Below are 20,270 nucleotides of genomic sequence, written 5' to 3'. Positions count from 1 at the left end.
TATAATCTGTTAATTATTTAATAATATTCGTAATTCATAATCGGGTATATAAGATGTTAATCTCAATAGATACCTATTCGGAGAACTTGGGAATATCTTTGATAGATGGGCATAAGCTTGTTGTGAAGCAGGTTTACCATAAATTAAAACCATTTTCCGAACTCCTTATGGAAAAAATAGATATAATTTTTAACCAGCTTGGATACTCCCCCTCGATTTTATATGCTGTATCTGTAAATAAAGGCCCTGGAAGTTATACAGGGCTCAGAGTCGGTATTACTGTTGCCAAAACAATTTCATATTCCCTTAATATTCCAATATACGTATTTGGCTCACTTGAGGCAATGGCTTATAAATATAGAGCCCATAAAGGTAATATTACTGTTGCTATTAATGCAGGCAAAGGCGAGTGTTATGTTGCAGATTTCCGGTCAGATATTTCCGATATAACCTGGATATCAGAAATTAGATTGATAAAAATAAACGAATTTAAAAAGGAAATCCCTGAAAATCTTGTTGTGGTAAAGAATTTAGATATCCATGGGAATAACATTATCCATGATATTGAGGATTTATCCACTGAGGGAGCATTTTTAGCCCTAAAACATCAGCAAAAAGAAGATCCAATGAAACTGGAACCTGTATATATCAGGCCTTTATAATCTGAGGAAAACTTTTGTTGAATTTCTCAAAACAAAAGGGAAAGTAATCAATCCAAAAATAATTCCGACAGTCAAAAATCTAAATGCAGTATCTTTATGACTATATAGAAAAGTATTGTAAATTATTGTTTTACCAAGCATTATTAAAGCAATCAAAAGGATTAATAAACTCAAAGCACCAAGGGATATATAAAACAGGTGGTTCTGTCCATTGTTTCTAAATCTGTAGTCCAGAAAATATAAAAATCCCAGTGAAAATATAAAAACCGTTGTAAGACTAAACCCAAGACCTATACTTAGTATCTCAACCATTAAATTTCTCCATTATTTTTTTAATTACAGCCCCGTGCCTGAGACCCCAATCACTAACAGTAATGCTATCTTTTTTGAAAAAGTCAAGAGCTGTATCAAATATTACCAGCCCAGAAACTATTGCTTCCGCCCTTTTATCCTCAATTATAGGAATTGATTTTCTCTCTTCTATTGTCATTGAAGACAGCTTATCAAGCCATTTTTTAACAGCTTCTCTGGAGAGAACTGTTTTATGGACTTTTGCTGAATTATATGGGAAAACATGTTTTTCCAGTGCAGCAATTGTGGTTATTGTTCCACCCAGACCTATGAACTGTTGTGCAGATGAATAGTTTTTAATCTTTTGGAGATATTCCAGTATAAACTGCCTCATATTTTCTAATTCTTCTTTTTTGGGGGGGTCAGACTTTATAAATCTTTCTGTAAGGGAAACAATACCAAATGGGAAAGAAATAGAGTCTTTTATCTGGTATCCATTATTTTTTTGTCCATAAACAAACTCAGTGCTTCCACCTCCCTGGTCTATAACAACAAAATCAGATTGGGGCTTAACACCATAAGCAGTTGCAAGAAAGGATAAATAAGCCTCCTCTTCTCCTGAGATTAGCTGGACATCAATTCCCAGTTGTTTAATCTTTTCAAGTAATTCATCACCGTTTTTTGCCTCTCTACAGGCCTGTGTGGCGTATCCATAAATTTCTTTGACACCGTATTCTTTGGCTATAAGGACGTATTCTTTTAAAGTGGATAAAACCTCATTAATTGCTTCTTCCTGCAGATATCCTGTCTCTTTAAGTTTCCTGCCTAAAGCTGTAATTCTACCGACAGACAGGATATCCTCTATACTATCAAGTGTTTCCTCAAGGGTGTCTTTTATATGAACTGCAGATATCAAAAGACGGGTAGAATATGTCCCTATATCAACTACTGCTATTTTTTCCACCACTTTTTATTTACTCCATAAAAACCTGTCCTTCCAGTGGTGAAACTTCTATTCCCTGTGCCTCCATATATTTGATTGCTTCTTCAATCTGGTCTTCATCCCCGGTTAATTCCAGCTCAAGCCAGCCGATAGTATCCGTTACATTGGCCTTTCTTATGTTTATTTCAACATCAAAATTTTTACATACACGGCTGAGAATAGGCTCTTTTATCTTATCTTCAGGATAGATAAGCTTTAGCTTTATGGATTCCATATTAGACCTCCAGTCCCCCTGCAATAGCTGGAATTATTGCAACAACATCTCCATCTTTAAGCTCAGTATCTTTTCCCTTTAAAAATCTGATATCTTCATCATTAACAAAAAAGTTTACAAACTTTCTAATTTCTCCATTTTCCTCAACAAGTCTTTCTTTTATTCCTGGGAATTCCTTTTCAAGAGCATCAATAAGTTCTGCAATTGTAGAAGCTTCTACTTGAACTTCACCTTGTCCCTGTGTCACCCTTCTTAAAGCTGTTGGTATTCTAACTGTTACTGCCATTTATTTTTCCTCCTTTAAACCTTTATTCCAATTACTTTTTCTTTGAACTCATGTAGAGAAGGTTTTATATGTATTGGCTGATTTAGATGACCTTCCAGCACTTCCATAGTTTTATATCCATTTCCTGTTATATATGCAACAACAATCTCATCTGGGTCAAAAGCCCCTTTTTCTGCGAACTTTTTCAGAACAGCAATAGTTGTTCCACCTGCAGTTTCTGTGAAAATACCTTCTGTTTCAGCAAGTAATTTCATACCTTCTATTATTTCTTCATTTGTTGCTATTTCCATATCACCGTTACTTTCTCTGGCAACTTTTACTGCATAAGGACCATCAGCAGGGTTTCCAATAGCTATTGATTTTGCAATTGTGTCAGGTTTTTCCGGTATTATCCAGTCTCTACCTTCTTTAAATGCTTTGTAAATAGGGCTACATCCTGCAGCCTGTGCTCCATACATTCTCGGAGGATTGTCGGATATAAGGCCTACTGTTTTTAGCTCATTAAAGCCTTTCCAGATTTTTGTATATAAAGAACCTGATGCCAAAGGAGCCACTACAGCTTGGGGAGCTTTCCATCCAAGCTGTTCTGCAACTTCAAATGCCAGTGTTTTTGAACCTTCTGAGTAGAATGGTCTTACATTTATGTTAACAAAAGCCCAACCAAACTCATTTGCCACCTCGGAAGATAACCTGTTGACATCATCATAGTTTCCTTCAACGGCAACAACTGTTGGATTAAATACCAGTGAACCTATTATTTTGTTTGTTTCCAGATTTGCAGGGATGAACACATAGCATTTCATTCCTGAAGCAGCTGCGTTTGCCGCAACAGAGTTTGCAAGGTTACCTGTGGAAGCACATGCAGCTGTATCAAACCCAAATTCTTTAGCCTTAGACAGAGCAACAGCAACAACCCTGTCTTTAAAGGAAAGTGTTGGATGATTTACAGAATCATCTTTTATATAAAGATTATTTAATCCTAATTCTCTTCCAAGTTTTTCAGCTTTAATAAGTGGTGTAAATCCTGCAGACAAACCTACTGTTGGGTTATCAACAGGTAAAAGGTCTATATATCTCCACAGGCTTTTTGGCCCTTTTTCAATTTTTTCTCTGGAAATATTTTGTTTAATTTCATCATAGTCATATTCAATTTCCAGTGGTCCAAAACAGAACTCACATACATGAATAGGTTCTATTGGATACTCTTTGCCACATTCTTTACATCTTAATGCTTTTACTTTTGCCAATTTGTAGACCTCCGAGGAAATATAGAGTAATAATTATAATATAAAATACAGTTTCATAAAAAAGTATTGACCTTGCTCATGTTTGGCTCTTTAAACTACTCAAAAGTTATTCAAATATACACAGTTATTGAAAATAATGATAAAATAGATAAAATTTCATAAATAACTCAAAATCCTTTAAACAGGAGGTCAAAAATATACATGTTTAATGAATTAACCATAGAGGAAGCCCTTACCTTTGATGATGTTCTTTTATTGCCTCAGAAATCTGACGTTCTTCCCCACGAAGCAGATGTTAGTTCTTATCTAACACCAAAAATAAAACTTAATATCCCAATTGTTTCTGCAGCAATGGACACTGTTACTGAACACAGGCTTGCTATTGCACTTGCCAGAGAAGGCGGAATAGGAATAATCCACAGGAATATGTCAATTGAAGACCAGATGAAAGAGGTTGAGAGGGTTAAAAAAGCTGAGTCAGGGATGATAACAGAACCTGTAACAATCAAACCTGACCAGACTGTAAAAGAAGCACTTGAAATTATGTCTAATTTCAAAATATCCGGTGTTCCGGTAGTAGATGACGAAGGAAAACTAATAGGAATTCTCACAAACAGAGACCTTAGATTTTTACATAAAAAGGATTATAACAAACCTGTGTCACAATTTATGACAAAAGCCCCATTAATCACAGCGAAAGAGGGAACATCCCTTGAAGAAGCCATGGAAATTCTCCAAAAACACAAAGTAGAAAAACTCCCTGTTGTTGATGAAGAAGGGCATTTAAAAGGACTTATTACCATAAAAGATATTGTTAAAAGAAAACAATATCCAAATGCATGCAAAGATGAGCTTGGGAGGCTCAGAGTCGGTGCAGCTGTTGGAACTGGACCTGACACTATGGATAGAGTTGCAGCACTGGTTGAGGCAGGAGTTGATGTTATTGTTGTTGACACAGCTCATGGACATTCAGTTAGGGTCTTAAAAACAGTTGAAAAAATAAGAGGAGAATATCCAGAACTTAATATAATAGGTGGAAATATTGCCACAGGAGAAGCAGCCGAGGATTTAATAAAAGCTGGTGTTGATGCAGTTAAAGTTGGAGTTGGCCCCGGTTCTATATGCACAACAAGGGTAGTTGCAGGAATCGGTGTTCCACAAATCACAGCTGTGGCAAAATGTGCCGAGGTTGCCCATAAATACGGAAAAACGGTAATAGCAGACGGAGGTATCAGATACTCAGGGGATATAGTAAAAGCAATAGCTGCAGGAGCAGACACAGTAATGCTTGGTTCCCTATTTGCAGGAACAGAAGAATCCCCAGGAGAAAGAATTTTCTATCAGGGTAGAGCATATAAAGTCTATAGGGGAATGGGTTCCCTTGGAGCAATGAAAGCAAGATTTTCATCAGATAGATATTCACAGGAGAATGTTGAAAAATTTGTTCCTGAAGGAATTGAAGGAAGAATACCATTTAAAGGGCCTTTATCTGATATTGTTTACCAGCTTGTTGGTGGTCTCAGGTCAGGTATGGGATATACAGGAAGCAGAACTATAAAAGACTTGCAACAAAACGGTAAATTCATAAAAATCACAAATGCAGGTCTTAGAGAAAGCCATGCCCATGATGTTTATATAACACAAGAAGCACCTAACTACTGGATAGACTAAGGAGGTGTGAAAAATGCACCACGAACCAATTACAGCAGTAATATCTGCTATAGGCTTTGTTATATTTTTTATAGTAGTTCTTGGGTTCATTATAAAAGATGCAATGAACCGTTTTAGAAACCAATAATATCAATATTTACTGAGGTCTTTAAAATATGAAAAAAGAGATTTCTTCTTTTGATATGCTTCTGACACAGGAGCTTACTAACTTGGAGAGATTTATAGTCAAAAGTCCATTAGGGACAAATGAGTTCTGGAGTGAATGGCAGGAAAAAACCGGTGAGATTGTAATAACTAAAGCTGCAATAAAAAGAGCACTTAGAACGCATAAAGGACAGCTTTCGGAGGATGAAATAATAAAACTCTCATCAATGCTTGAAGCATTTAAAGAGATAGCAAGTTATCTTGAACTCCTTAGACAAACAGCCCTAAAAATAAGGGGCATTGATGCAGGAGATTGGGATATTTTAGGTGGAATAGAAGGTGAAAGTGAAGGAGAGGACGATTTACCATTTTAGGAGGGCAAAATGTTCAACGGATATATGACACTGGAAGATGTTGATGTCTCAGGAAAAAGAGTTTTTGTCCGTGTTGATTACAATGTTCCCCTTGATGAACATGGAAATATTGTCGATGATGTCCGAATAAGAGAAACTATTCCTACAATAAATTACCTTATAGATAGGGGAGCAAAGATAATACTTGGTTCCCACCTTGGAAGACCTAAAGGGGAAAGAAATCCCAAATACTCTCTTTATCCTGTGGCAAAAAGACTTGAAAGGCTTCTTGAGAAAGAGGTTAAGTTTTTACCCGATTGTATAGGCCCAGATGTTGAAGAAACGGTAAACTCAATGAAAGAAGGGGATGTTGTTCTCCTTGAGAACCTCAGATTTCATCCAGGTGAAGAAAAAAATGACCCTGAATTTGCGAAAGCCCTTGCTTCCCTTGCTGATATTTATGTTATAGATGCCTTTGGAACATGCCACAGAAAACATGCATCAATGTATGGAATAAAGGATTATATCCAGCCTGTAGTTATGGGCTTTTTGCTTGAAAGGGAACTTAAATATTTTGAAAAAGCCCTTGTTAACCCACAAAGACCTGTTGTTGCATTTTTGGGTGGTTCAAAGGTTTCCTCAAAACTTGGAGTGATAACACATCTTTTAGATAAAGTGGATAAGATTTTTATTGGCGGAGCTATGGCATTTACTTTTCTGAAAGCTCAGGGATATGATGTGGGGAGTTCCCTTGTTGAAGAAGATATGTTTGATGAGGCTTTATCAGTTATAGAAAAAGCAAAACAATTAGGGGTTAAGTTTTATCTGCCCGTTGATTTTATCTGTGGGCAGGCTGTTTCTGAACAAACTCCTGTTATTGAGGTTGCATGGCAGGAAATCCCAAAAGGCTGGATGGGGCTTGATATTGGACATGCTTCAACTACCCTTATTAAAGAAATTCTCAAGGATGTTCAAACAATTATATGGAACGGTCCAATGGGCGTTTTTGAACTGGAAAAATTCAAATATGGAACATTTGCCCTTGCCCATGCAATAGCTGAATCTCCGGCTCTGTCTATAGCGGGCGGTGGAGATACAGACTATGCAATTCATAAGGCTGGTGTTGTAGATGATATAAGCTACATTTCAACAGGTGGTGGTGCTTTTCTGGAACTTCTTGAAGGAAAGCAACTTCCATGTCTTGAAGCAATAACAAGAAAAACCGGAGAATAGTAGTGGATTTACGGAATTTTATCCAAACAGCAAAGGAAGCTGCCGTTTTAGGTGGCTATATCCTGAAGGAAAATTTTAAAAAGATAAAACGGGAAGATGTTGAATATAAAGCTAAAAAAGATTTTGTAACCTATGTGGATAAACTTTCAGAAGAAAGAATAAAAAACTTTATTCTGTCTGTATATCCGGATCATAGCTTTCTGGGAGAAGAAGAAGGAACTTCAGGTTCAAAAAACAGCGAATACAGATGGATAGTAGATCCACTTGATGGAACCAAAAATTATATTAATGGATTTGAGATATTTGCTGTTTCTGTAGCATTGGAAAAAGATAAGGAAATTATTGCCGGTGCAATATATATCCCCATGTTAGATAAACTTTATTGGGCTGGGAGAGGCTATGGTGCTTATATGAATGGCACAAAAATCTCAGTGTCAGACCGTCCAGCTGACATGGCTGTTATAGCAACAGGTTTCCCTTTCAGACATCAAGAGGAGATAGACATCTATCTAAAAGCATTTAGAGAAGCTATGATTACTTTTTCTGCTGTTAGAAGACCGGGAGCTGCTGCAGTTGACCTGGCTATGACTGCAGAAGGAGTTTTTGATGGATTTTTTGAAATGAAACTTTCTGTGTGGGATATAGCAGCAGGAGTTTTACTGGTAGAAGAGGCAGGAGGAATATTTACAAATTTTAATGGCACCAGAGAATTGGACGGAAACGTTGTAGCCGGTGGTAAGGAAATCCACAAAATACTTTTTGATATTGTTCAGAGGAATCTGGTATAAATGGATTACAAGCAGAAGCTTCAACAGCTTAGAATTCAGATAGACCAGATAGATGAGGAGATATTAAAACTTCTCAATAAGAGGGCACAGCTTGCCAAAGAAGTAGGAGAGATAAAAAAAGAGCATAAACTACCTATATACGTTCCAAGCAGGGAACAGGCTATATTCCAGAGGCTTGAAGAACTTAACAAAAAATATGGGGAAATATTTCCCACAGATTACATAAAACCTGTTTTTAGAGAAATTATATCCGCCTGCCGCTCAACAGAAGAAAATCTAAAAGTTGCATATCTGGGACCTAGAGCAACATTTACCCATCAAGCTGCAATGGAACATTTTGGACAGGCTGTAGAATTTATACCTGTTCAAACAATAAAGGATGTTTTTGAAGAAATAACAAAAGAAAAAGCAGATTTTGGTGTGGTTCCTGTAGAGAACACAATAGAAGGAATAGTCAATTATACCCTTGACCTGCTTGTTGATTATCCGTTAAAAATCACAGGGGAAGTAATACTTGAAATATCACTACATCTAATGGGTATTAACCCAAATATCAATGAAATTCAAAGGGTTTACTCCCACAGACACGCCCTTGCAGAATGCAGGGAATGGCTGATGAAAAATCTACCACAGGCACAGCTTATTGAAGTAGAATCAACGGCAAAGGCTGCCGAAATGGCAAAGGATGATTATGAAGCAGCAGCTGTTGCCAGTGAAGCAGCAGCAGATATTTACGGTCTCCATATAATAGAAAGGAAAATAGATAGACATACCCATAATTACACAAGATTTTTAATCATAGGCAAAGACATTCCTCCACCAACAGGAAATGATAAAACCACATTTGTCTTTTCCCTGAAAAATCAGGTAGGGGCACTTTACAAAACCCTTGAACCACTTTATAAACATGGAATTAATATGACTAAAATAGAATCCCGTCCATCAAAAAAGGAAGCATGGGATTATATATTTTTCACAGATATAGAAGGTCATATAAGCGAAGAGAAGGTAAAAAATGCTCTTAATGAGTTAAACGAATTATCACCATTTTTCAAAATACTTGGTTCATATCCTAAAGCTCACTGAATTTCAACTTTTTAAACAATAAAGCTCCAATAACCAGATACACAATATCCACAGAAAATATAGCATAAAACGGTATAACATTTGTTGAAGCTATAGATGTTAAAAATGCTGTTGCATACCAATAAACAACTATAAGTCCTGCAATTACTCCAATAACATATTTTTTTCTGCTCCATAACAAAGGGTAAACCACAAATCCCAATATAAACGGGGATACTACAGTGGCCAATTTAGAGTAAAATTTACTCCAATATAAAGATGCTGGATGACCAAACTTTTCTGCAATTTTTGCGACTTTATAATATTGTCTAATTGAGACAGGTTTTTTGATTTTTATTAATTTTTTAAAGCTATTTAAATCTAATTTTTTATCATAACTATATTCAGGAAATTTTTTGATTGTAAAGTCTGTAAAGCTTTTAAGATCAATTATCTTGGCATTTTTTATTTTTACCTTTTCCTCAACATTAAAATTAGAACCTTCTATTCTTAAGACAGGGTCAAAATCTTTATTGAATTTGATAATAACTATATTTTTTCCGACCTTTTTTCTAAGGTCTAAAAAACCAAAGTACATAAAAGTTCTTTTGTCTATTGTTACCCATGAGTTATAAGCAATAAGAGGCTCATTTTGAGGTCTGTTTTTTAAAAAAAGGTAAACCTCCTGTGCTTTCATTTTTGCCTTTGGCATTACAAATTCAAGATTAGCAAGTTGGACAAAGGATAGAAGAACAGGAAAAATAAAGATTATTGTTCCTAATTTTTTCAAGGAAATCCCGTTTAGTAAAATTGGATATATCTCTCTGCGGTTTATCAGGTCTTTTGCAAGCAGAAAAAAGGCAATCACAACAGAAATAGGCAAAATATAGTAAATCTTTTCAGGAAGCTGGTATAAGGTATACAGTGCAATTGCGGAAAAATCCAGATTTTTTGCCTTCCTGAGCAGTTCAATAAGTTCCACCAGTATAGCAACAATAGAGAAAGATGGAATTATAATTAGCAGATAAATTGTTAGTTTTTTGTATAGATATCTATATAGTATTTTCAATTTTTATCCTTAAACCACTGGTATTTATTTGATAGATATGATATATTATTTAAGTTTTTAATCACAGTCAAATAAACACGCTTCCCGCTGCAAAAGGGTTGCCCTTTGTGGTTTTTGGGAGGCGGAAGAATAAACCCTTAGGAGGTAGTATTATGCCATTTGAAATTACAATGAGAGAACTCCTGGAAGCAGGAGTGCACTTCGGTCACCAGACAAGAAGATGGAATCCCAAGATGGCTCCTTACATCTTTACAAAAAGAAACGGGATCCATATCATTGACCTTGCAAAAACAATCCCTCTATTTAAAACAGCATGGGAATATGTAAGGGATGAAGTTGCAAACGGAGCCACAATCCTGTTTGTTGGAACAAAAAAACAGGCACAGGAAATTATCAAAGAACAGGCTGAAAGATGTGGAGCTTTTTACATCAACGAAAGATGGCCTGGAGGACTGCTTACAAACTTCCAAACAGTCAGAAAATCCATTGATAAACTGAAAAAACTTGAAAGAATGGAAGCAGAAGGTGCTTTTGAAATTCTTCCTAAAAAGGAAGTTGTAAAGCTTAAAAAGAAAAAAGAAAAATTAGAAAAAATCCTTGGTGGAATCAAGGATATGGAAAGAATCCCTGATATCTTATATATCGTTGATACTGTCAGGGAAGAATTAGCTGTAAAAGAAGCTAAAAAATTAGGAATTCCTGTAGTTGCAATAGCAGATACAAACTGTGACCCAGACCTTATAGATTACCCAATTCCAGGAAACGATGACGCTATAAAAGCTATCAACCTGATCACAACAAAAATAGCAGATGCAGTTCTTGAAGGAAAATCTGTGAGAGAAGCAACTGTATCTGAAGCTGGAGAGATTGAAAGTGTAGAAGCAGAAATGCTCAGAAAAGCTCAGGAAGAAGGAGTTGCTGAAGTAAGTGTTGTTGAATCAGGAGTCCACGGGGCAAATGCTCCTGAAAAAGAAGAAGCTTTAGAAGAAGCTATAGATAAAGAAGTTAAAGAAGAACTCCCTAAAGAAATTGAAGAAGCAAAGGAGGAGCTTAAATAATGGCAGTAGATGCAAAATTAGTTAAAACATTAAGAGAAATGACAGGGGCAGGTGTTTTAGAATGTAAAAAAGCCCTTGAAGAAACAGGTGGAAACCTTGAAGAAGCTGTTGAGCTTCTCAGAAAAAGAGGAATAGCAAAAGCTGCCAAAAAAGCAGGTAGAGAAACCAAAGAAGGTATAATCCACGCTTATATCCATGCAGGTGGAAGAGTTGGTGTTTTACTGGAACTCAACTGTGAAACAGACTTTGTTGCAAGAAACGAAGTTTTCAAAGAGCTGGCAAACGAGCTGGCACTCCAGATTGCAGCAATGAAACCCCAATATGTAAGCAGAGATACAGTTCCTCCTGAAGTTATAGAAAAAGAAGGGGAAATTGCAAGGGAAGCTGCACTTGCTGAAGGGAAACCAGAACATATTGCAGAAAAAATAGCAGAAGGAAAAGTTGAAAAATTCCTTAAAGAAGTTTGTCTTCTTGAGCAGCCATACATAAAAGATGATAAGAAAACAGTTGAAGACCTTATTAAAGAATACATTGCAAAACTTGGAGAAAACATTCAGGTAAGAAGATTTACAAGATACGAAATCGGAGACTAAGAAATTGGGACTCAAATACAAAAGAGTTCTTTTGAAACTTTCCGGTGAAGCGTTAATGGGGGATCAAGACTACGGGATTGATCCCCTTTTTATTGATGAACTGGCAGAAGAAATAAAATCTGTTTATGAGATAGGAGCAGAAATAGCCATTGTAATAGGCGGCGGTAATATATTCAGAGGGGTAAAAGGCTCCTCAATGGGAATGGATAGGGCAACAGCAGACTATATGGGAATGCTTGCCACTGTAATAAATGCCCTTGCACTTCAGGATATCCTTGAGAAAAAAGATGTCCCAACCAGAGTAATGTCTGCCATAGAAATGAGGCAGATAGCTGAACCTTATATTAGAAGAAGGGCTATACGACACCTTGAAAAAGGAAGAATAGTAATATTTGCAGCAGGGACAGGAAGCCCATTTTTTACTACTGATACAACAGGTGCCCTTAGAGCTACAGAAATAAAAGCAGATGTTTTATTAAAAGCAACGAAAGTTGATGGCATATACGACAAAGACCCTGTAAAACACCCTGATGCAAAACTCCTTAAAGAAATCTCTTATCTTGATGTAATAAATAAAAATCTCAAAGTTATGGATCACACAGCATTAACACTTTGTATGGAAAACAACCTTCCAATCATAGTTTTCAATATAAAGAAAAAAGGAAACCTTATGAAAATTCTTCTTGGGGAGCCTATAGGTTCTGTCGTTAAATAACCCTACCTTAATTTTCATTCGCAGAAACCCTCTACCAAATTTTAAGCTATAATAAAATATTAGTCTTTATCAGTATTAAGGAGGATGGGATGATACAGGAATATCTCAAAGATGCAGAATCCAGAATGAAAAAAGCAGTTGAAAAATTTAAAGAAGAACTTGCAGGTATTAGAACATCAAGAGCATCAACAGCAATAGTTGAAAATATAAAAGTTGATTATTATGGCGTTGAGATGCCAATAAAACAGCTTGCAACAATAACAATACCTGAGCCTTCCCAGATAGTTATTCAGGCCTGGGATCAAAATGCAATTCCGTTAATAGAAAAAGCATTAAAAGAGGCAAATATAGGTGCAAACCCTCAAACAGAAGGAAATATAATAAGACTCATCCTGCCTCCTATGACAGAAGAAAGAAGAAAAGAAATAGTTAAATTTATAGGTAAACTTGCTGAAGAAGCCCGTATTGCTGTTAGAAATGTCAGAAGAGATGATAAAGAAAGACTTGAAGAACTCAAAAAAGAAGGATTTTCTGAAGACGAAGTTAAAAAAGCTTTAGAACAACTCCAAAAAATAACAGATAAATATATACAACAGATTAATCAATTGGCCGAGCAAAAAGAGGAAGAGGTACTTTCCCTCTAATCCTTTGAAATTTCCCTACAAAATTCTTATATTTAATCCTGAAAAAATTAATTTGGGGTAATGTAGATTTGAAAGAACAGATTATTGAAAGGGTGAAGGAACTTTTACAGCCTCTTATTGAGGAAAGGGGTTTAAAACTGGTTGATGTTGAGTATATAACAGCAGGAAAGCCTGTTTTACGTATATATGTTTATAATCCAGAAGGAACAAGTATAGAAGACTGTGAATGGATTAGCCGCAGAATAGGAGCATTACTGGATATAGAGGATTTAATACCTGTTTCCTATATATTAGAAGTCTCATCGCCGGGACTTGATAGAAAACTAAAAAATAAAGAAGAGTATGACATTTTCAAAGGTAGAGATGTAAAGATAGTTTTATCTGAGCCGATAGAAGAGGGTAAGAATGTTTATGAGGGGGTTTTACAGGGGTTAGAGGACGATAATGTCCTTTTAGAAACAGAGGGAGAAATAATAAAAATACCTCTGGAAAAAATATCAAAAACAAATTTAGAGTTTAAATTAGACGGAGAGAGATAAAATGCCGGTAAAACTAAAAAATGTAATAGAAGCAGTAGCAAAAGAAAAAAATGTGCCTGAAGATATTATAGAAAAGGCACTTATAGATGGGATAAAAACAGCTGTTCAAAAAGAGTACGGATATAGAGATAACGTTAGGGTAGTTTTTGATAAAGAAAATGACGAGCTAAAGGTATATCTTAGAAAAAGAGTTTCCCCATTTATAGAAAATCCCAAAAGGGATATAACCCTTGAAGAAGCAAAAAAATATGACCCAAATGCAGATATAGGAAAGTATATAGATGTTCCCCTCAGCCTTGAGGATTTAGGAAGAATAGCCCTAAATGCTGCAAAGGAAGTTATTACCCATAAAGTTGCAAAAGTTGAGAAAAATATACTATTTAAAGAATTCAAAGATTTAGAAGGTAAAGTGGTTACCGGAACAGTTAGAAGATTTGAAAACGGAGATATTATTGTAGACCTTGGTAGAGTAGAAGCAATTTTACCAGAAGAAGAACAGATTAAAAAAGAAAAATATAAAATAGGAGACAGAATAAGAGCACTTATTCTAAAAGTTATAAAAGATGGCTCATTCCCGGTATATGAAAAAGGTAGAGTAAAAAGATATATACACCCAATAGATAGGGATAAACCACTTGTTATACTTTCAAGAACCCATCCAAACTTCCTTGGAAAACTACTTGAAATTGAGGTTCCAGAGATACAGGAAGGAGAAATAGAAATAAAAGCTATTGCCAGAGAACCGGGAGAAAGGGCAAAAGTTGCTGTTTATTCTAAGGACAAAAATATAGACCCTGTTGGTGTGGTTGTTGGTTTAAAAGGAAGTAGAATTCAAAATGTTACAAATGAACTATCAGGAGAAAAAATAGATGTAATTCAATGGGATCCTGACCCGGCAGTATTTGTGATGAGAGCATTATCCCCTGCAAAACCAACAAAATGGAGATTACTGGAAGATGAAAAGAGAATAGAAGTAGCTGTCCCAAGAAATGAACTATCTCTTGCTATAGGAAAAGGAGGAATAAACGCAAAATTAGCCCACAAACTTACAGGCTGGCATATAGATATACTAAGCGAGGAAGATTTTGAAAGATTACAACAATTACCGAGAGCAGGAGAATAAGCCGGTAAGAACCTGTATAATCTGTAAAAAAAAAAGACCTAAATATCAGCTTATAAGGTTTGTCCAGAAAACCAAAGAACCTGATATTCTAAAAAAGAAAGGAGGAAGAGGGGTTTATATCTGCCCCTCATGTATTTCAACAAAAAAATTCAAAAAGCTCATGAAAAAGGAAAAAGAAGAAATAAAACAGGCATTACTAAAGCAAATAATAAGTCTAATCCAGATAGGCTGGAGAGGTAGGCTTATAAAAATAGGATATGAAGATACAGAAAAAGAACTGAAAAAAGGGAAAAAAGGATTCTTGATTATAGCAGAAGATATAGCAGAAAGAACAAAAAGGAATATTTTAAGAGAAAGAAATACTGAGTTTTATCAGTTATTTACAAAGGAACAACTGGGTAAATTTATAGGAAAGAAAGAAGTGGGAATAATATTTGTCCCTCTTAATAAATTTGGTTTAAAATTAAAAGGTTTAATTGCTCAATACTTTGAGCTTGAAAGGAGGTAATGTAATTTGTCAAAGGTTAAGATATCAGACCTTGCTAAAGAATTTGGAATGACTTGGAAACAGCTTGCTGAAGAGATTCAAAACCTTACAGGAACAAAAATAAAATCACCATCTACCAAAATAGATGAAGAAGTGGTTACCCTGTTAAGAGATGTTCTCGGAGAAGCACCGGTAGCTGTGGAAGAGAAGGTGGAAGAAAAGGAAGGGAAAAAAGAAGGCATAAAAGTATGGGATATGGCACATAATTTAAATATATCCCACGAAGAAGCAGTTGAAGCATTAAGGGCTATAGGGTATGAAGGAGAAATCAGCAGTTTCACAGAAGTAACACCACAGCAGGTAGAAAAAATAAAAGAATATCTCAAAGAAAAAGCAAGAAAAGAAGAAGAAAGGAAAAAAGAGCTTGAAAAAGAGAAAAAAGAAGCCCTTAAAAAAGAAAAATTAGAAAAAGAGAAAAAAGAAAAAAAACCACAACCTGAAAAAGTAGAAAAACCTATTGAAGAAAAAATAGAAAAGCCAAAAGTAGAAAAGAAACCACCTGCTGTTGAAGAAAAACCACCGGTAAAAGAAAAGACAATTGCTGGGGAAAAACCTGCTAAAAGACCTGTAGCTAAAAAAGAAGAAAAACTGAAGAAAAAATTTGAAAGAAAACCACCTGTGGAAAAAGTAGAGAAACCTAAACCAAAACCAGCACCAAAACCCAAAAAAGAAGAGAAACCTGAAGAAATTACAGAAGTAAAAGAACAAATCTCAGAAAAAGAAAAGATAAAATTAAGCAAAGAAGAAAAGGCAGAATTAGAAGCACTCAAAAAGTTAATGGGTGCACAACCTAAGAAAAAGAAAAAGAAGAAGAAAAAGAAAGAAGAAGAGAAAAAACCAGAAACAGCAACCAAGGAAGAGGAAGAGCTTAAAATTGCAATTATTCCAGAAGTCGTTACCGTCAGGGAACTGGCAGAGATACTTGACCTGCCTGTTAACCAAATAATGGCAGACCTGCTCAAAAAAGGAATACTTGCTTCAGTAAACCAGACTATAGACCCAGAAGTAGCACTTCAGATAGCAGAAGAACATGGCTTTTTAGCAGAAATACAGAAGGAAGGAGAAGAGGTATCTATAGTAGAAGAACTTCCTGAAGAAGAAAAAGCAAAAATACTTGGAGAAGAAGAGGAAGAAGGTGAGCTTGTAGAAAGGCCTCCTGTTGTTACTGTAATGGGTCATGTTGATCATGGAAAAACAACACTCCTTGACACCATAAGGAAAACAGACGTAGCAGCAAGGGAAAAAGGCGGAATTACACAGCATATAGGTGCCTATAAAATACAATTACCAAATGGTAAAGAAATTACTTTCCTTGACACCCCGGGACATGAAGCATTTACAACCCTTAGAGCAAGAGGTTCTAAAGTTGCAGATATAGCAGTCCTTGTTGTTGCTGCAGATGATGGAGTAAAACCGCAAACAATAGAGGCTATAAACCACGCAAAAAATGCCGATGTTCCTATAATTGTTGCAATAAACAAGATAGACAAACCGGGTGCTGACCCTGAAAGGGTAAAAAGAGAATTATCCCAATACGGTCTTATCCCGGAAGAATGGGGCGGAGATATCATAATGGTTCCTGTTTCTGCAAAAACAGGACAGAATGTTGAAGAACTCCTTGAAAATATACTTCTTGTGGCTGAAATACTTGATCTGAAAGCAAACCCAAACAAACCAGCAATTGGAACAGTAATAGAATCAAAACTTGATCCTAAAAAGGGTCCTGTTGCAACAGTTCTTATAGAAAACGGAACTCTCCATCAGGGTGATTACTTTGTTGCCGGATACACATGGGGTAAAGTCCGTGCAATGTTTGATGAAAGGGGTAATCAGCTTAAGGAAGCTGGTCCTGGAACTCCTGTGGAAATCTTAGGATTTAATGATGTTCCACAGGCAGGGGATAAATTCATAGTCAAACCTTCAGAAAGGGAAGCAAGACAGCTTGCAGAACAGAGACTAAGAAAAAGAGAAGAAGAGCTTCAAGCCAAAAGAGCCAGAATGCATTTTGAAAGCCTTGCAGGAGAAAAAGAGGTTAATATCATTGTTAAAGCTGACGTTCAGGGTTCACTTGAAGCAATACTCAAATCCTTGGAGGAATTATCAGAAAAATTTGAGGATGTTAGCATAAACGTAATCCATAGCGGTATAGGAAGAATTACAGAAAGTGATGTTATGCTGGCAGCTGCATCTAATGCAATCATACTTGGTTTTAACGTAAGACCGGATGCAGCAGCAAGAAAAGCCGCAGAAGAGGAAGGGGTAGATATCAGGGTTTATGGTATTATCTACGACCTTATTGAAGATATGGAAAAAGCCCTTAAAGGAATGCTTGAACCTGAAGAAAGAGAGCAATTCCTTGGAACATGCGAAGTTAAACAGATATTCAGAATTAAAGGTGTTGGGACAGTTGCAGGATGTATTGTTACAGAAGGGGTTATAAGAAGAAATGCAAAAGCCAGACTGGTTAGAGATGGCGTTGTTATATACGATGGAGAGATAGCATCCCTCAAAAGATTTAAAGAGGACGTGAAAGAAGTGGCAAAAGGATATGAATGTGGAGTGATGTTAAAAGACTTTAACGACGTCAAGCCCGGAGATATTATAGAATCTTACGAAATCGTAAAAGAGAAAAAAGAATAACAACAGGAAGGGGGAGTTTTCCCCTTCCATATCTACAAAATGAAAAAAATAATTCTGAAAAAATCGGCTCTCCCAAAAATCAAACAAAAAAATCTCTGGATATACAAAAACGAAATCAAAAAACTACCGGATATCAAAGCCGGTGAAATAGTTGATATCTATATTGGCAACGAATATCTTGCCACTGGATATATAAATCCAGACAGCAAAATAACAGTCAGAATTTTATCCTTTGAAAAAACAGACATAAACAGTCTCATCAAGAGGAGAATAAAAGAGGCTATTAATCAAAGAAAGCATCTAAAGACCATAACCAATGCCTACCGTATAATCCACTCAGAAGCAGATTTACTCCCCGGACTGATAGCAGACTTTTATAACGGCTATATTGCAATCCAGATAAACACAGCAGGAATGGAAAATTTCCGCCATCTTATACTTGATACATTTATAGAAACCCTATCCCCAGAAGGAATAATAGATAAATCCGATGAAAAAGTGAGAAAAAAAGAGGGGCTTACCACAGAAAATAAAGTTCTGTATGGCAGTATTCCGGATAAAATTTTAATAACAGAAAACAACATAAACTTTAGCGTTTATCTGAAAGAAGGCCAGAAAACAGGATTTTACCTTGATCAGAGAAAAAACAGGAAACTGGTTTCTGAGTATGTCCAGACAGGCTTTAAAGTCCTTGATTTATTCTCAAATGCAGGTGGTTTTGGAATTTATTGCGGCAAAAAAGGGGCAGATTTTATAAAGTTTGTTGATGTATCAGACCTTGCTTTAAATCAGGTTCAGGAAAATTGCCGTTTAAACGGAATAAACAACTTTCAAATTATCAAAGAGGATGCATTTGATTTTCTCAAAAATGAAACAGACAGCTATGACCTGATTATTGTTGACCCTCCATCATTTGCAAAAAGCAGACATGAAAGGCAGGGAGCACTAAGAGGTTTTAAATATTTAATAGTAAACAGCCTGAAAATACTAAATCCAAAAGGCTATCTTGCTGTATTTTCCTGTTCACATCATATCTCCATGCAGGATTTGATAGACCTTACAACTTCCAGTGCTGCAATAACAGGAGATATTCTTGAAATAAAGGAATTTATGTATCAGGACAAAGACCATCCGGCAGTAATAAATATGCCAAACACACTATATCTTAAGGGATTATTAGTCCAGAAAAGATGAAAATTAAAGAGGCTATTGAGCAAGGGGTAAAAAGGCTTAAAGAAGCTGGTGTAAAAACACCAGTAACAGACACACATCTAATTTTGTCAAAAGTTTTAAACATACCCCGCTGGAAATTAATCATAGAAAAAGATAAATACCTATCAACTGAGGAAAAAAGGAAATTCTTTTCCCTAATAGAAAAAAGGGCAGAAAGATATCCCCTTGGATATATTTTAGGGGAAAAAGAATTTTTTAACATAAAGCTAAAAATTGAAGAAGGAGTTTTAATCCCAAGGCCAGAAACAGAGCTTCTTGTTGAAGAAGTTCTAAAAAGAATTCCGGAAAATAAAAAAACAATTGGTCTTGAGATAGGAATAGGCTCAGGAGCAATATCAATAGCACTGCTTAAAAACAGACCAAATCTAATCATGTATGGTGTTGATATATCAGAAAAAGCCCTGCAGCTTTCAGCCTTAAATGCTAAAATAAATAATGTTCTTGACAGGTTTATAATTATAAAAAGTAATCTGTTTGAGAACATTCCGGACATAAAATTTGATTTTATAGTTTCAAATCCACCTTATATAGCCCAGGAAGAATACGAAACCCTTGAAGAAGAAGTAAAAAAAGAGCCTATAGAAGCTCTGATTGCAGGTAAAGAGGGGACAGAATTTTACGAAAGGATTATAAACGAGGGTATTAACTACCTGAAAGAAAAAGGCTTTTTTGCCTTTGAGATTGGCTACAGACAGGGAGAATACGTAAAAAAACTCCTTGAGAATAAAGGATTTAAAGTATCAATAATAAAAGACTATCAGGGACATGATAGAGTAGTAATAGGAGAAAGATAATGCTTAAATCACAGGAAGGAATGATTGAATATTTAGAGATAGAAGGTCAAAAAGACCTGAGGGGAGTAGTTGAAATATCAGGTGCAAAAAATGCTGCTTTGCCCTGTATGGCAGCTACTATCCTGTCTGATGAACCTGTAATTCTTGAAAATGTCCCTGACCTGCTTGATATCTCCACAATGAAAGAACTCCTTGAACATATAGGAATTCAGGTTGAAGAACTTCAACCACATAGATTTATTTTTTCCCATGGCAAAATGCCTTCCTTTGAGGCACCCTATGAGCTTGTTAGCAAAATGAGAGCCTCAATTCTTGTTTTAGGGGCTATGCTTGCCAGATACAAAGCTGCAAAAGTAGC

22 protein-coding genes and 1 pseudogene are annotated in these 20,270 nt (G+C 35.9%); 17 read left to right on the top strand and 6 right to left on the bottom strand.

Annotation, left to right across the window (positions count from 1 at the left end; genetic code table 11):
- The first annotated feature begins 53 nt into the window (after positions 1–53).
- The gene (gene tsaB, locus MVE07_RS01935) at positions 54–662 is read left to right on the top strand and encodes a tRNA (adenosine(37)-N6)-threonylcarbamoyltransferase complex dimerization subunit type 1 TsaB (RefSeq protein ID WP_297453239.1); all 609 of its coding nucleotides are present in this window, start codon (positions 54–56) and stop codon (positions 660–662) included.
- On the opposite strand, the gene MVE07_RS01930 is transcribed toward tsaB, so the two are convergent.
- The 5 genes from MVE07_RS01930 to thrC are packed head-to-tail and all read right to left on the bottom strand — an operon-like array spanning position 657 to position 3,703.
- On the bottom strand, positions 657–974 hold the full coding sequence (locus MVE07_RS01930) for a hypothetical protein (RefSeq protein WP_297453237.1): 318 nt from the start codon (positions 972–974) through the stop codon (positions 657–659). The genes tsaB and MVE07_RS01930 overlap by 6 nt on opposite strands.
- Positions 967–1,917: a Ppx/GppA phosphatase family protein gene (locus tag MVE07_RS01925; RefSeq protein WP_297453235.1), complete on the bottom strand. Its 951-nt coding sequence runs from the start codon at positions 1,915–1,917 to the stop codon at positions 967–969. Before MVE07_RS01925 ends, MVE07_RS01930 begins: the two co-directional genes overlap by 8 nt.
- Positions 1,918–1,927: 10 nt before the next feature.
- Positions 1,928–2,170 carry an NIL domain-containing protein gene (locus MVE07_RS01920; protein WP_029523286.1) on the bottom strand — a complete coding sequence of 81 codons (243 nt, stop codon included), beginning with the start codon at positions 2,168–2,170 and terminating at the stop codon, positions 1,928–1,930.
- A 1-nt stretch (position 2,171) separates the two neighbouring features.
- A complete protein-coding gene (locus MVE07_RS01915) occupies positions 2,172–2,456 on the bottom strand; it encodes a ubiquitin-like small modifier protein 1 (protein WP_029520404.1) in 285 nt (94 codons plus the stop codon).
- Between the two features lie 14 nt (positions 2,457–2,470).
- Complete coding sequence (gene thrC, locus MVE07_RS01910; RefSeq protein ID WP_297453232.1) at positions 2,471–3,703, bottom strand: threonine synthase; 1,233 nt, start codon at positions 3,701–3,703, stop codon at positions 2,471–2,473.
- Between the two features lie 201 nt (positions 3,704–3,904).
- On the opposite strand from thrC, the gene guaB reads away from it, so the two are divergent.
- The 5 genes from guaB (at position 3,905) to pheA (ending at position 8,978) form a co-directional block, all read left to right on the top strand.
- Positions 3,905–5,374: an IMP dehydrogenase gene (gene guaB / locus MVE07_RS01905; RefSeq protein ID WP_297453230.1), complete on the top strand. Its 1,470-nt coding sequence runs from the start codon at positions 3,905–3,907 to the stop codon at positions 5,372–5,374.
- Positions 5,375–5,529: 155 nt separating this feature from the next.
- Positions 5,530–5,892: a hypothetical protein gene (locus MVE07_RS01900; protein WP_297453228.1), complete on the top strand. Its 363-nt coding sequence runs from the start codon at positions 5,530–5,532 to the stop codon at positions 5,890–5,892.
- A gap of 9 nt (positions 5,893–5,901) precedes the next feature.
- Positions 5,902–7,104, top strand: coding sequence for a phosphoglycerate kinase (locus MVE07_RS01895; RefSeq protein WP_297453226.1), 1,203 nt, complete (start codon positions 5,902–5,904; stop codon positions 7,102–7,104).
- A 2-nt stretch (positions 7,105–7,106) separates the two neighbouring features.
- Positions 7,107–7,892 carry an inositol monophosphatase family protein gene (locus MVE07_RS01890; protein WP_297453224.1) on the top strand — a complete coding sequence of 262 codons (786 nt, stop codon included), beginning with the start codon at positions 7,107–7,109 and terminating at the stop codon, positions 7,890–7,892.
- Positions 7,893–8,978, top strand: coding sequence for a prephenate dehydratase (pheA, locus tag MVE07_RS01885; protein ID WP_297453222.1), 1,086 nt, complete (start codon positions 7,893–7,895; stop codon positions 8,976–8,978).
- On the opposite strand, the gene MVE07_RS01880 is transcribed toward pheA, so the two are convergent.
- Entirely contained in the window at positions 8,965–10,026 is a 1,062-nt protein-coding gene (locus MVE07_RS01880; RefSeq protein WP_297453219.1) for an LptF/LptG family permease, read from the bottom strand. The two genes, pheA and MVE07_RS01880, sit on opposite strands and share 14 nt — an antisense overlap.
- Positions 10,027–10,178: 152 nt before the next feature.
- On the opposite strand from MVE07_RS01880, the gene rpsB reads away from it, so the two are divergent.
- From rpsB to MVE07_RS01825, 11 genes and pseudogenes are all read left to right on the top strand, one after another.
- Positions 10,179–11,084, top strand: a complete 906-nt coding sequence (rpsB, locus tag MVE07_RS01875; RefSeq protein ID WP_297453218.1) for a 30S ribosomal protein S2 — start codon at positions 10,179–10,181, stop codon at positions 11,082–11,084.
- Positions 11,084–11,677, top strand: a complete 594-nt coding sequence (tsf, locus tag MVE07_RS01870) for a translation elongation factor Ts (protein WP_029520395.1) — start codon at positions 11,084–11,086, stop codon at positions 11,675–11,677. The genes rpsB and tsf overlap by 1 nt, the downstream gene beginning before the upstream one ends.
- 4 nt (positions 11,678–11,681) lie before the next feature.
- Positions 11,682–12,392, top strand: coding sequence for a UMP kinase (gene pyrH / locus MVE07_RS01865; RefSeq protein ID WP_297453215.1), 711 nt, complete (start codon positions 11,682–11,684; stop codon positions 12,390–12,392).
- A gap of 89 nt (positions 12,393–12,481) precedes the next feature.
- Positions 12,482–13,036, top strand: a complete 555-nt coding sequence (frr, locus tag MVE07_RS01860; protein ID WP_029523294.1) for a ribosome recycling factor — start codon at positions 12,482–12,484, stop codon at positions 13,034–13,036.
- A 68-nt stretch (positions 13,037–13,104) separates the two neighbouring features.
- The gene (gene rimP, locus MVE07_RS01855) at positions 13,105–13,575 is read left to right on the top strand and encodes a ribosome maturation factor RimP (protein ID WP_297453213.1); all 471 of its coding nucleotides are present in this window, start codon (positions 13,105–13,107) and stop codon (positions 13,573–13,575) included.
- Position 13,576: 1 nt separating this feature from the next.
- Positions 13,577–14,698 (top strand): transcription termination factor NusA, encoded by a 1,122-nt coding sequence (gene nusA / locus MVE07_RS01850; protein WP_297453211.1) that lies wholly within the window; start codon positions 13,577–13,579, stop codon positions 14,696–14,698.
- Positions 14,661–15,206 (top strand): DUF448 domain-containing protein, encoded by a 546-nt coding sequence (locus tag MVE07_RS01845; RefSeq protein ID WP_297453209.1) that lies wholly within the window; start codon positions 14,661–14,663, stop codon positions 15,204–15,206. The genes nusA and MVE07_RS01845 overlap by 38 nt, the downstream gene beginning before the upstream one ends.
- Positions 15,207–15,212: 6 nt before the next feature.
- Positions 15,213–17,885, top strand: coding sequence for a translation initiation factor IF-2 (infB, locus tag MVE07_RS01840; protein ID WP_297453207.1), 2,673 nt, complete (start codon positions 15,213–15,215; stop codon positions 17,883–17,885).
- Positions 17,886–17,924: 39 nt separating this feature from the next.
- A complete protein-coding gene (locus MVE07_RS01835; RefSeq protein WP_297453205.1) occupies positions 17,925–19,079 on the top strand; it encodes a class I SAM-dependent rRNA methyltransferase in 1,155 nt (384 codons plus the stop codon).
- Positions 19,076–19,912: a peptide chain release factor N(5)-glutamine methyltransferase gene (prmC, locus tag MVE07_RS01830; RefSeq protein ID WP_297453204.1), complete on the top strand. Its 837-nt coding sequence runs from the start codon at positions 19,076–19,078 to the stop codon at positions 19,910–19,912. Before MVE07_RS01835 ends, prmC begins: the two co-directional genes overlap by 4 nt.
- Positions 19,912–20,270: pseudogene (locus tag MVE07_RS01825) on the top strand (UDP-N-acetylglucosamine 1-carboxyvinyltransferase); the annotation flags it as partial. The gene prmC and the pseudogene MVE07_RS01825, both read left to right, overlap by 1 nt.

The organism is Persephonella sp., assembly GCF_027023985.1.
Lineage (GTDB): Bacteria > Aquificota > Aquificia > Aquificales > Hydrogenothermaceae > Persephonella_A.
The sequence above is the reverse complement of the archived record's forward strand: the minus strand, read 5'-3'. Positions and strand labels throughout refer to the sequence as shown.

Excerpts from the sequence above, each read along its gene's own strand:
- tsaB (WP_297453239.1), top strand. The coding sequence starts at position 54 with ATGTTAATCTCAATAGATACCTATTCGGAGAACTTGGGAATATCTTTG.
- MVE07_RS01930 (WP_297453237.1), bottom strand. The coding sequence starts at position 974 with ATGGTTGAGATACTAAGTATAGGTCTTGGGTTTAGTCTTACAACGGTT.
- MVE07_RS01920 (WP_029523286.1), bottom strand. The coding sequence starts at position 2,170 with ATGGAATCCATAAAGCTAAAGCTTATCTATCCTGAAGATAAGATAAAA.
- MVE07_RS01915 (WP_029520404.1), bottom strand. The coding sequence starts at position 2,456 with ATGGCAGTAACAGTTAGAATACCAACAGCTTTAAGAAGGGTGACACAG.
- guaB (WP_297453230.1), top strand. The coding sequence starts at position 3,905 with ATGTTTAATGAATTAACCATAGAGGAAGCCCTTACCTTTGATGATGTT.
- MVE07_RS01900 (WP_297453228.1), top strand. The coding sequence starts at position 5,530 with ATGAAAAAAGAGATTTCTTCTTTTGATATGCTTCTGACACAGGAGCTT.
- MVE07_RS01895 (WP_297453226.1), top strand. The coding sequence starts at position 5,902 with ATGTTCAACGGATATATGACACTGGAAGATGTTGATGTCTCAGGAAAA.
- pheA (WP_297453222.1), top strand. The coding sequence starts at position 7,893 with ATGGATTACAAGCAGAAGCTTCAACAGCTTAGAATTCAGATAGACCAG.
- rpsB (WP_297453218.1), top strand. The coding sequence starts at position 10,179 with ATGCCATTTGAAATTACAATGAGAGAACTCCTGGAAGCAGGAGTGCAC.
- tsf (WP_029520395.1), top strand. The coding sequence starts at position 11,084 with ATGGCAGTAGATGCAAAATTAGTTAAAACATTAAGAGAAATGACAGGG.
- frr (WP_029523294.1), top strand. The coding sequence starts at position 12,482 with ATGATACAGGAATATCTCAAAGATGCAGAATCCAGAATGAAAAAAGCA.
- nusA (WP_297453211.1), top strand. The coding sequence starts at position 13,577 with ATGCCGGTAAAACTAAAAAATGTAATAGAAGCAGTAGCAAAAGAAAAA.
- MVE07_RS01835 (WP_297453205.1), top strand. The coding sequence starts at position 17,925 with ATGAAAAAAATAATTCTGAAAAAATCGGCTCTCCCAAAAATCAAACAA.
- prmC (WP_297453204.1), top strand. The coding sequence starts at position 19,076 with ATGAAAATTAAAGAGGCTATTGAGCAAGGGGTAAAAAGGCTTAAAGAA.